This is a genomic window from Terriglobia bacterium (assembly GCA_020072565.1).
In the GTDB taxonomy this organism is placed as follows: domain Bacteria; phylum Acidobacteriota; class UBA6911; order UBA6911; family UBA6911; genus JAFNAG01.
In genome coordinates this window covers 102343-113928 of the sequence record JAIQGI010000006.1, presented here as the reverse complement: position 1 = coordinate 113928, position 11586 = coordinate 102343, and the positions used below count along the sequence as shown (strand labels likewise).

Below are 11586 nucleotides of genomic sequence, written 5' to 3'. Positions count from 1 at the left end.
CGTCGTCATCCGCTTTTATCGGCGCCCTGATTTGAGTTAGTATGGGGCTACTTCTCCATCGTTATTGACAGGATGCGGCCATGAGACCAGGAACGCTCACATTCAGCCTGTGCCTTATTTCGCTGTTACCCGCCTTCGCCGCCCCACTGTGCGCGCAACAGGTGCGCTATGGGACCGGCACCTGGGACGCAGAAACGCTCGGGAATCACAGGGCGGTGCTGAAGGTGGCCGAGAAAGCCGCCGCTGTCTGGGCGCACATCCCCTGGCGCCGCCGCGATGCGGAGCCGGAGAAGAAAAACATCATCGTGATCGAAGAAAACACCGGCAAAAAAGTGGCGAATCTCCGGCGCATCAATGTAAACAGGTCTTACGGGGACATTGTGTTTCAGGCGCTGAATCCCGGGACTTATGATGTTTACTATCTGCCTTACAGTTCCAAGGGACGAAACTATCCCGTAGTCACCTATCAGGCACCGCAGGATAGCGCCGATCCAGTGTGGTCAAAGAGCATCGAGGCTTCTTTGCTGCGATCGGACATGCACTTTCCCCAAGCGCTGCTGGTTGAGATCCAGGCGATCGACGAATTCGACAGCTTTTACCCGATGGAAGTCATCGCCACGCCCGAGGAATTGAAGGGACTTCTCACCGCCCAGTCGGGCAAAAAATTCCTCCTCTTTCCGGAAGACCGCTCCCGCCCGATACGGATGACCGGAGATCTGCCTCAAAAATGGATAACCGAGGGGCCGAGACCGGAGCTGACCGGCAATGCCGCACGTGGAGAATTCTACGCATTCCAGGTGGGCCTGTACGCGAGTGCTGCCGACATCCAGGACATCACCGTACGATTCAGCGACCTCCGTGGCGGCAGCCGCTCCATCCCATCCTCCGCTTTGCGCTGCATCAACACGGGCGGAATCAATTGGGACGGCGCGCAATTCAAGAAGACCGTTGCGGTCAAAAAGGGCCAGGTCCAGGCACTCTGGTTCGGCGTCGAGATTCCGCAGGACGCTGTGGCCGGAGAATACCGGGGGCGGGTGAGCATCGAGCCGTCCGGCATGCCGGTGCAATCCGTCGATCTCGACCTAACAGTGAGTCAGACTGTCATCGCCGACTCCGGGGACGACGAGCCGTGGCGCCACTCGAGGCTGCGCTGGCTGGATTCCATGCTTGCCTTCGATGACGAAATCGTCCGCCCCTTCACTCCGGTCCGGGTCTGGCAAAATACGATTGGAATTCTCGGCCGGCGACTCACCCTGGGTGCCTCCGGTCTCCCGGCGCAAATTGAAAGTTTCTATTCGCCCGAGGTTACACGCATCCAGGAAACCGCCAGACCGATCCTTTCGGCCCCGATGGAGCTGATCGTGGAAGATTCCGCCGGCCGGCGTCTGAAATGGGCCGTGGGCGCGCCCAAGTTCACCAGACAGAACAATGGCATCGCTGAATGGAAGGCGGGCGGCACTTCCGGGCCGCTCAAAATGGATGTCAGCGCAGGGATGGAGTTTGATGGCTTTGTACAGTTCAAAGTCAATCTCAGTGCTTCGAAGCCCGTCGATGTCCGTGATGTCCGGCTCGTGATTCCGCTGGTGAAAGTTGCCGCTAAATACATGATGGGTCTGGGACTCAAAGGTGGATACCGTCCCTCGAGCTATGATTGGACTTGGGACGTCAAAAAGAATCAGGACGGCGCCTGGCTGGGTGACGCCAATGCCGGCCTGCAATTCAGCCTGCGAGCCGAGAATTACTCGCGCCCGCTGAACACCAATTTCTACCAATCCAAGCCTCTTAACATGCCTCCTTCATGGTTCAACGCCGGCAAGGGGAGCATCATGATTCGCGAGGCCGACAACGAGACGGTGCTCATCAGCTGCTCTGGAGGGAACCGGACACTGCGGCCCGGGCAGGATCTGCATTTTGATTTCAACCTGCTTTTGACGCCCTTCAAGCCGTTGGATACACAATTCCAGTGGAGTACCCGGTTCTTCCATGCCTTCAAACCGGTCGATGACGCAATCCGCTCCGGCGCCAATACCATCAACGTTCACCACGCCAACGACGTGAACCCGTACATTAATTATCCCTTCCTCCATCAGGAGCAGATGAAGGCCTACATTGACGAGGCGCATCAGAAGGGAGTCAAGGTAAAGATCTACAATACGATTCGGGAACTGTCGAACCGCGCGCCGGAACTTTTTGCCCTGCGCAGCTTGGGCAATGAGATTTTTTCGGCAGGGCCCGGCGGCGGCTTCTCCTGGCTCCAGGAGCATCTGGGATCCGACTACATTGCCGCCTGGTTCGTCCCCCAGCTGAAAGACGCCGCCATCATCAACAGCGGCATGTCGCGCTGGCACAATTACTACATTGAGGGGCTGAACTGGCTGGTAAAGAAGATGCAGATTGACGGGCTGTACATTGACGATGTCGCTTTTGACCGCATCACGATGAAACGTGTGCGCAAGGTCCTCGACCGGGGCCGGCCCGCGGCCATTATTGATCTGCATTCCGCCAACCAGTACAACCCCCGCGACGGATTCACCAACAGCGCCAACCTCTACCTCGAGCACTTCCCCTACATAAACCGGCTGTGGTTCGGGGAATATTTCGACCCGAATTCGCCGCCGGACTTCTGGTTTATCGAAATGTCGGGCATCCCCTATGGGCTGATGGGGGAAATGCTGCAGGACGGCGGAAACAGATGGCGCGGGATGCTGTACGGCATGACCAGCCGCATGCCCTACGATGGCAACGATCCGTCGCCGATCTGGAAAGTCTGGGACGATTTCAGGATTCAGGACAGCGACATGATCGGCTACTGGTCACCGCGATGCCCGGTGAAAACCGACAACAAGGATGTTCCGGCAACTGCCTATGTGAGGCAGGGTAAGGCAACGCTGGTCGCGATAGCTAGCTGGGCGCCGGAAGATGTCGATGTCCGGCTGGCCATCGATTGGCGCGCCTTGGGCATCGATCCTGCCGGGGCAAGTATCACCGCCGTGGAGGTCAAGGATTTCCAGTCTGCCGCCAGATTCAGCCCCAACGATCCGATTCCGGTCTCGAAGGGCAAAGGCTGGCTGCTGATCATTTCATGATCAAGTGGGCCCCGGCTGCGACCCCTGGAATTTAAGCCTTTCCAACCGTGTATTCGGGGCCGCGAAGCGGCCTTGGAGTGCGGTGGCTTCCCACCGCTTTTGCGGCCGAATATTGCCGGATCCGGCGGCATGCCGCCCTGTCCCGACTACGCTTACTAGCGCGTCGAGAAATTCTTGTGGTCTGTAGTATTTAGGCGTGGACTCTTGAAACCGGCGGCAAGCCGCCGCTCCAGGGCCAAGTTTTGGCTGGCAAAGCGGTGGCAAGCCACCGCACTCCAAGGCACGGGCGGAACGCCCGCGCTGGGTCGCGTCGACGGACGCGACCCACGAGGCACGCTGAGGAGATGAGATGAAACAAATACTGGTGTTTCAGATCTTCATTATTTCTCTCATGGCCACTTCCTGCAACTTGGTGATGCCTAAGGCGACGATCACCGAAGAGAATCGGATCATCAAGACTTACCCGTTCAGTGACCCGGATCCGGTACCGATCCTGGCCAGAAGCAGGAATGCGGCCACCTACCCCTACTTCAGATTTGACGGATTTTCAAGCGCGGGCCGGGATCAGGAATGGAAGGTCGTGCGCCTGGAGAACGCATTCATCAAGGTCTATGTCCTGCCCCAGGCAGGCGGCAAGATCTGGGGCGCCGTCGAGAAGTCGACTGGGAAGGACTTCATCTACCTCAACGAGGTCATGAAGTTCCGCGACGTCGCGATGCGCGGCCCGTGGACTTCGGGTGGGATCGAATTCAATTTCGGTTTGATCGGACACACACCTTCGACTGCGACTCCGGTGGATTATGTTATGAAGGAGCATGACGATGGCAGTGTGAGCTGCACTGTCGGAGGGATGGACCTTCCCAGCAGAACCCAGTGGCGCGTGCAGATCCGTTTGCCCGGGGACGCGGCAGAATTCGAGACCACCAGTTTCTGGTACAATCCCACGCCTTTGACCCAACCCTATTATCACTGGATGAACGCCGCCGTGCATGCGCGCGACGACCTGCAGTTCTATTACCCCGGGCAATATTACATAGGTCACGGCGGAGACGCTCACCCCTGGCCGGTCAACGAAAAGGGGATCGACCTGTCGCTATATAAGAACCACTACTTTGGGGGCCACAAGTCCCTCCACGTGCTCGGGAGGTACTCCGACTTTTCCGGCGGCTACTGGCACGACCTCGGATTCGGCTTCGGCCACTGGTCGAAATATGACGACATGCCTGGCCGGAAAATATGGATCTGGTCGCTCTCGCGCTCGGGCGCAATCTGGGAGGATCTGCTGACTGATCGCAATGGACAGTATGTCGAGGTTCAGGCGGGACGGCAGTTCTCGCAGGCCCAGCTCTCCAGCGGCAGCGACACCCCGTTCACGCAGGCGGCATTCCTTCCCTATGCCGCGGACACCTGGAAGGAAGTCTGGTTCCCCGTCAAGCAGATCGGAGGATTGGCCGGCGCCAATCCCGACGGAGCCCTGAATGTCTCCCGGGATGCGGACAAAACTCGAATCGCATTCAACGCGCTCAGGCCGATTCATTCGGACCTGGTCGTCACTGCCGGTGACAGAACGGTTCTCCGGGTGCCCTTGAGACTGGGGCCGATGCAGGTGTTCGAGCGCGAGGTTAAGATTCCTGCTTCAGAACAGGACGTCAAAGTTGCCCTGGGAGACCAGATGCTCTGGCATTCCGGCTTTGAGCATGTGCCTGCGTTTTCGCGGCCTGTTATTTCGCCCCCCGAAAAAGCGGGCACCACAGCGGAGAAAGCTTATCTCCTGGGCCGGCAGCAGGAATTGTTGCGCGACTACCCCAGGGCACTCGAGTTCTATGGTGACTGCGTCAGGAGCGATCCACTCCATGTTGCTGCCATGGTCCGCCTGGCAGAGATCCATTACCGCCGGGCCGAATATGACCGGGCTCGGGTCTGGGCTGGCAGAGCCCTCGCGATCGACACTTATGATCCTGCAGCCAATTTTGTCTGCGGCGCAGTCCTGAAGAAAGTCGGGAATTTGACTGCCGCCAGAGAAACATTGAGCTGGGCGGCCCGTTCACCGGAATATCGTTCTGCGGCTTACACCATGATCGCTGAAATTCATCTCACGGAGAAACACCTCGAGGAAGCCGTGGAGTATTCCCGCCGGGCACTGGATTTCAACCGATACGATATTCCGGCTCTGAGTGCCCTGGCCATAGCGCAACGACTGCTGGGCCGCTGGGAGGAGGCGACGCGGGCTCAGCGCGACATCCTGGAGATTGATCCGTTGAGCCACCTGGCGCTGGCGGAAGCGTGGTTTACCACTGCTTCTGAGCGGGCCCGGAATCAACTCAGTTCCTCCATCAGGTCCGAACTCCCGCACGAGTCATACCTGGAGCTGGCTTTGTATTATGCGGGAATGGGCATGACGCGGGAGGCGGTTCAGATCCTCCGGCTGTCACCTCCTTATCCGATCGTTGATTATTGGCTCGCATACTTGACCAGGGATGATTCGCCTGCCGAGAGCAAGCGCCTCCTGGAAAAAGCGGCTCAGGCCTCTCCCCGGCTGGTTTTTCCCTTCCGGGACGAAACCCTGCCGGTGCTTCATTGGGCTTCAGGCCGGAGCCGCAACTGGAAAACTCTCTACTATCTTGCCCTGATCTACTGGAGCAAGGGGCGCTACGATGACGCGGCCGGCCTGCTGAACGAATGTGCGGCGAATCCCGAATATGGCCCCTTCTACCTCACGCGGGCGGAACTTCTCAGAAAAACCTCGCCGGACGCGCCGATTGAAGACTACCAGAGAGCCCTCGATCTGGCTCCTCAAGAGTGGCGCTCGTGGCTTGCCCTGGCCCGTTGGCAATCGGGATCCTCTTCATTCGACGAAGCCCTGGACACCGCCAGGAAGGGATTCGACAAGTTCCCCGAAAACTTCGTGCTCGGCATGGAATACGCAAAGGCCCTGATCGACACGAAGCAGTATCAGGCAGCTTTGGAAGTCCTGGATCGGCTGGTCGTGCTTCCCTATGAGAATGCCTCCGAAGGCCGGGTGCTCTACGAGAAGGCACACCTGCTTCTGGCCGGCGAGAACATCCGGAACAAAAAATACGAGGAGGCACTGGCCCACATCGCCAAATCGAAGGAGTGGCCCGAACATCTCGGCGTCGGGCGGCCTTACGACCCGGACGAGGGCCTGCAGGCGGTCATGGAAGACTACTGCTACAAAAAGCTGGGCAGGGAAGCCGCCCTGGCCCCGGATCGCGGTGCGATCGAGAAACTCAGAGCCGTCCTGAAGCGATCCAACTCCTGGAAGTCTGAGCTGCTGACCGCCTTGCGTTGAACCGCCAAGGGCTCCCTTGGAGTGCAGCAGCTTGCTGCCGCACTCCAAGGATCTACACTTTCAGGACATCGCTTTTGCGGGCGACGAGCGCGTAGAGGACGGGCGCCAGGAATATCGAGAGCAGCAGGCGCGACGAAGTCTATTTGATTCTTGTCAGCAAGGAAACCTTTACTCCAGGCCGGTCGACCTTTACTTCAATATGCCGATATTTTCCATCCCAGTTGTCATCCCTCGGGTAATAGCCCAGGAGATACTCGACACGCGTCGCCCCCTCGGTTCGAGCCAACGCCTTGCCGATATCTTCATAGACCGCCGAGCGTCCTCCTGTCTGTTGCGACACATTTCTTACAGTGGCGAGCCCTGCCGATTCCGCCCATTTCCCCCTCCCAAAGGCAGGGTTGCCCGCATTCATCGCTTTGGTGATCTGATATTTTGACCGCTGAGACAAGCCAATACCGTGCGCCAGATTGTGCGGCAGGTTGATTCACACCTGGCGATCTATGGACTGGAAACGCAAGTGGCGCATATCGACCAGGCGATCAGTCAGGAGATCACGCTTGCCCGGCTTTGTACGGCGTTTGCCGTACTGGCGCTGTTGATTGCGTGCGTGGGTTTGTATGGAACTGTCGCGTTTAATATCGAGCGTCGGACCAGCGAGATCGGCATCCGTGTGGCACTCGGTGCACAGGCTGCCGGGATTATCTGGATGGTGATGCGCGAGGTCTTTGCTCTCGCTTTGGCAGGATTGGCGATCGGAGTTCCTGCTGTGCTGGCCGGAACGCGCGCCGTCAAATCGTTTTTGTTTGCGATTCAGCCAAATGATCCGGTATCCATAACGGCCTCCGTCACAATCCTGCTTCTAGCAGGATTGGTTGCCGGCTATCTGCCTGCTCGCCGAGCTTCGAGAATCGACCCGATGGTGGCGGTTCGCCATGAGTAGCTAATCGAAAGGAAACGTCCGTTACCCTGCGCGCACACCTTCGGCCCCGCCCTCAGGGCGATCTCACGCCCATCAGACACCCTCCGATTTGAACAGCGGATCGGGAAAGCTATGCTGCATCAGAGGCTGTCGTGGTACGCGCTGACATCAATCAGTGCGTCTCCCTGAGAACTGATGATCATGAAGCCAGACTCGCGGCAGAATATGCTGCAGCTGAGGAATTTCTTGATGAATTTACGGATTTCCCAGATCAGGAGCAATGATCCTCACGGTTGGAAAATAGGCACGGTATCGAGAAGAATCGCGCGTAAGCAGATCCAATTTCTCCACGGCCGCGTGAGCCCCAATGAAAAAATCAGGCAAGGGCGCGGTCCTGGTCCCGCCCACGCGACGATACTTCACGAAGCACTTACCCGCCAGAAATGCCGCCTCCCAGGGAATATCGCGCCGTTCGAACATCCCTTTCGGCAAGGCGTCCTCCAACTCCTCGATCGTCTTGAAGCGAATGGAGACCTCCGCATAAACAATGGGATTGATGACCAACATGGAATCATCCGCGCACCGCACGAGAGCCTCGGACGACCAATCGAACCACCGCGGATCTTCGGTCATGACGTCGAGGAGAACATTGCTGTCGATCAGGACGCCGTTCATCGTTCGCCTCGCGTGAGCGCCATGATCTCATCCGTGCTCATTTTGACGCTGCCCCGGCCGCGCAGGCGCTGGATCGCGCGTTCTCCCCGGAGCGGCTGCCGGGAAGCCTTGCGCAGGATTGCCTGGTTGCCTTTGACCTTGAATTCCACCTCGCAGTTGGGCAGCAGACCGGTCGCCTGTCGCACCGCCATAGGGATGGTCACCTGGCCTTTGCTGGTAATGCGCATGATTGCCCCCTCCTCGCCAATGTATTACTCTTACCAGTAAGATTCTAACCCGGGATTGCCGGTGCGTCAACCGCCATAAAGTCGATCGCTCCTACATTGCTACTCGTGTAAATCCGATCCAGATAATCCGGCGCGAGTAGCGCGAGCGTCGGGACTGTCCGCGAACCATACGCGCAGGTTGTGGTTCCAGATCAGCCGAGCTGGATCGAGGCATTCTTCGAGCTCTTGGATCTGTCAACGGGCCGGGGTCGTCGAAGGCAACAAGCAGCCACTCTACACTTTCAGGACATCGCTTTTGCGGGCGACGAGCGCGTAGAGGGCGGGCGCCAGGAATATCGAGAGCAGCAGGCGGGAAAGCAGTCCGCCGACGATTACGATGGCGAACGGCTTCTGCGAGTCGCTGCCGATCCCCGTCGACATGGCCGCGGGCAGCAGGCCGAGGCAGGCCACGAGTGCGGTCATGAGAATGGGGCGCAGGCGCAGCAGCGATGCCTCGTACGTGGCAATCAGGATGTCCTTCCCCTCCAGGCGAAGCTTGTTGATGAACGAGTAGAGAATCACGCTCGTCTGGACCGTCACTCCCATCAATGCCACGAATCCAAGCCCCGAGGAGACGCTGAAGGTCGTGTGCGTGAGCCTGAGCGCAAGCAGGCCGCCGACGGGCACCGTGACCAGAACGCTGAAGATGATGAGCAGAGGGAACTTCAGATTCCCGTAAAGCGCGAAAAGGATCAGCATGATCAGGAGCACGGTCAGCGGCATGATGATCTTGAGCTGAGCGATGGCGGCCAGATAATCCTTGTACTCGCCGCCCCAGTCCAGCGTGTATCCGATCGGGAGTTTGACCTGTGCGTCCACGGCGCGGCGCGCCTCGCCGATGGCGCTGGCCAGGTCGCGGCCTTCCACACTGAACTGAACTCCGATATAGCGCGAGTTGGCCTCCCGATAAATGAACGATGCGCCGTTAGTCACCTGGATGTCGGCAAACTGGCTCAAGGGCAGATGCTGGCCATCCGGTGTGGCAATCAGGAGGTTTTTGATGGCATCCATATTCTGCCGGTAAGGCTCCTGCATCCTGACGATGAGATCGAACTGGCGCTCTCCCTGGATGACCTGGGTTGCCGCTTTGCCCCCCACCGCGGTCTCGATCAGCGTGTTGATGTCGGAGACGTTGAGGCCGTACTGAGCGATCTTGTCGCGGTTGGGCACAATAGTCAAACTGGGCTGGCCGAGCTCTTGAACGATGGTGATGTGCGTGATCCCGAGAACATTGGAGATCACTTTCTTGACTTCCTTCGCCTTTCCCTCGAGAGTCGCAAGATCCGGACCGAAGATCTTGACGGCCAGAGAGCTTTTCAAGCCGGTCTCCGCTTCGTCTACGGCATCCTCCGCAGGCTGTGTGTAGTTGAATATGATGCCGGGGAATGCCGAGAGCTTCTGCTGTATGGCATCGATGAGCTGCGGCTTGGTGCGAATCTCCCCCTTCCAGGCAGGATCGTCGTAGGGTTTCAGCCCGACGTAGAACTCATCGTTGAAAAATCCTGTGGGATCGGTGCCATCGTCGGGCCTGCCCAGCTCGTTGCCTACCACGGTCGTCTGGGGGAAGCTCATCAGCACTTGCCGGATCTCGGGCGCCAGCTTGGCAGCCTCATCGAATGAGATCGTGTAGGGCGTCGTGGCGCGCACCCAGAGAGCGCCCTCATCGAGGTGGGGCATGAACTCCGCGCCGATGGTGGGGATCAGCAGGAGCGAGGCGCCGAAGATGCTCAGGCAGACTGTCAGGGTGATCAGGCGATGCCGGAGGCACCAGCCGAGGAGAAAGCCGTACATGGCCCGGACCCTCTCGTAGAGGGGAATGCGCGGCTCCTTAATGTGCCTGCGCAGGAAGTATGCGCAAAGCACCGGGAGCAGGGTCAGCGAGCACAGGAGCGAGCCCAGGAGTGCAAACGACATCGTGTCGGCCATGGGATCGAACAGCCGGCCCGACGGGCCGGTTAAGGCGTAGATCGGCAAATAGCCCGCGATGATTACGGCGATCGCGTAGAATATCGGGCGTTCCACATCGCCGGCCGCGGTCCGAATCACATCGATGACGCTGAATTTCTGGCCATGGCGTTGCGCCAGCTCGCGGAAAATGTTTTCCACCATCACAACCGCGCCGTCGACGATGATGCCGAAGTCGATGGCGCCAATGGAAAGCAGGTTGGCGGGAATGTTCCTCCAGTCGAGGCAGATGAAGGCAAACAGCAGCGAGAAGGGTATGGTTACGGCCACGATCAGGGCCGTCCGGGCGCTGAACAGTAGAAGACCCAGGATGATCAGAACCAGCAACATGCCGCGCAGGAGATTGCGCTCCACCGTCTTGGTAGTCTCGGCAATCAGCTGATGCCGGTCATAAAAAGGGACCACTTTTACATTCGGCGGCAGCACATGCTTGTTGAGATCCTCGGTGACCTTTTCCACCTTATTCAGAACAATCTGCGCCTGCTGGCCGACCCGCATCAGGATCACGCCCTCCACGGCATCATCCTGGTACATATAGCCAAACTGCCCGAGGCGCGGGGCATGCCCGATTTCCACTTTGGCGATGTCGCGCACATAGGTGGGAATCCCGTTGTGGGCGGCAAGGACGATGTTGCCGATGTCCTGCAGGTTGCGCACCAGCCCCAGCCCCCGGATGTAGTAGAACTGCCCTCCCTGCGAGTAGAATCCGCCGCCGGCGTTGGCGTTGTTGTTGCTCAGCTGCTGGAAGACCTGCGGCACCGTGACTCCGTAGGAAAACAGCCTGGTCGGATCCAGCAGGACCTGATACTGCATCGTGGTGCCGCCCAGGCTCGATTCGTCCGCCACACCGTCGACGGCGCGGTAGCGGCGCTGGATCACCCAATCCTGGATGGTCTTGAGTTCCTGGGGCGACAGGTCGGGGCTCTGCAGAACATAACGATAGATCAAGCCGCTCGGGCTGAAGAGGGGAGAAAGCGACGGGCTTACGCCCTCCGGCACCGCCGCGTCGGCCATGCGCTCGTGCGCCTGCGCGCGCACGAAGTACGGATCGACGTCATAGCCGAAGTTCATCTGAACCGAAGACAGGCCATAGAGCGATATGGAGCGCAGCGCCTCCATATCGGGAATGCCGTTCATTTCGATTTCCATCGGAATCGTGATCAGGCGCTCGACCTCTTCGGCTGCGTGCCCGGGCCATTGCGTGATAATCTCCACGTGCGGCGGCGACAGGTCGGGGTAGGCGTCGATGGGAAGCTTCTGAAAGGAATAAACTCCCCAGATCATCAGGAACAGCATCGTCATGATGACCAGGAAACGCTGCGCAAGTGCGAAGGAAACGATTCGATGGATCATACAGACCTTAGC

General features: G+C 58.7%; 7 protein-coding genes. 3 read left to right on the top strand and 4 right to left on the bottom strand.

Annotated elements, in window-relative coordinates:
* Positions 1 to 80: 80 nt before the first annotated feature.
* Positions 81 to 3086, top strand: a complete 3006-nt coding sequence (locus tag LAP85_05280; protein ID MBZ5495793.1) for a DUF6067 family protein — start codon at positions 81 to 83, stop codon at positions 3084 to 3086.
* A gap of 349 nt (positions 3087 to 3435) precedes the next feature.
* Entirely contained in the window at positions 3436 to 6396 is a 2961-nt protein-coding gene (locus LAP85_05275) for a DUF5107 domain-containing protein (GenBank protein ID MBZ5495792.1), read from the top strand.
* A gap of 139 nt (positions 6397 to 6535) precedes the next feature.
* Here LAP85_05275 and LAP85_05270 read toward each other — a convergent pair whose 3' ends face one another.
* Positions 6536 to 6736 carry a hypothetical protein gene (locus LAP85_05270; GenBank protein MBZ5495791.1) on the bottom strand — a complete coding sequence of 67 codons (201 nt, stop codon included), beginning with the start codon at positions 6734 to 6736 and terminating at the stop codon, positions 6536 to 6538.
* Positions 6737 to 6835: 99 nt separating this feature from the next.
* Between LAP85_05270 and LAP85_05265 the strand changes: the two genes are divergently transcribed.
* On the top strand, positions 6836 to 7336 hold the full coding sequence (locus LAP85_05265) for an FtsX-like permease family protein (protein MBZ5495790.1): 501 nt from the start codon (positions 6836 to 6838) through the stop codon (positions 7334 to 7336).
* Between the two features lie 234 nt (positions 7337 to 7570).
* On the opposite strand, the gene LAP85_05260 is transcribed toward LAP85_05265, so the two are convergent.
* The 3 genes from LAP85_05260 to LAP85_05250 all read right to left on the bottom strand — a co-directional run bounded on the left by LAP85_05260 (position 7571) and on the right by LAP85_05250 (position 11574).
* Positions 7571 to 7990, bottom strand: a complete 420-nt coding sequence (locus LAP85_05260; GenBank protein MBZ5495789.1) for a type II toxin-antitoxin system VapC family toxin — start codon at positions 7988 to 7990, stop codon at positions 7571 to 7573.
* Complete coding sequence (locus tag LAP85_05255; GenBank protein ID MBZ5495788.1) at positions 7987 to 8217, bottom strand: AbrB/MazE/SpoVT family DNA-binding domain-containing protein; 231 nt, start codon at positions 8215 to 8217, stop codon at positions 7987 to 7989. Before LAP85_05255 ends, LAP85_05260 begins: the two co-directional genes overlap by 4 nt.
* Positions 8218 to 8490: 273 nt before the next feature.
* On the bottom strand, positions 8491 to 11574 hold the full coding sequence (locus LAP85_05250) for a CusA/CzcA family heavy metal efflux RND transporter (protein ID MBZ5495787.1): 3084 nt from the start codon (positions 11572 to 11574) through the stop codon (positions 8491 to 8493).
* Positions 11575 to 11586 lie beyond the last annotated feature (12 nt).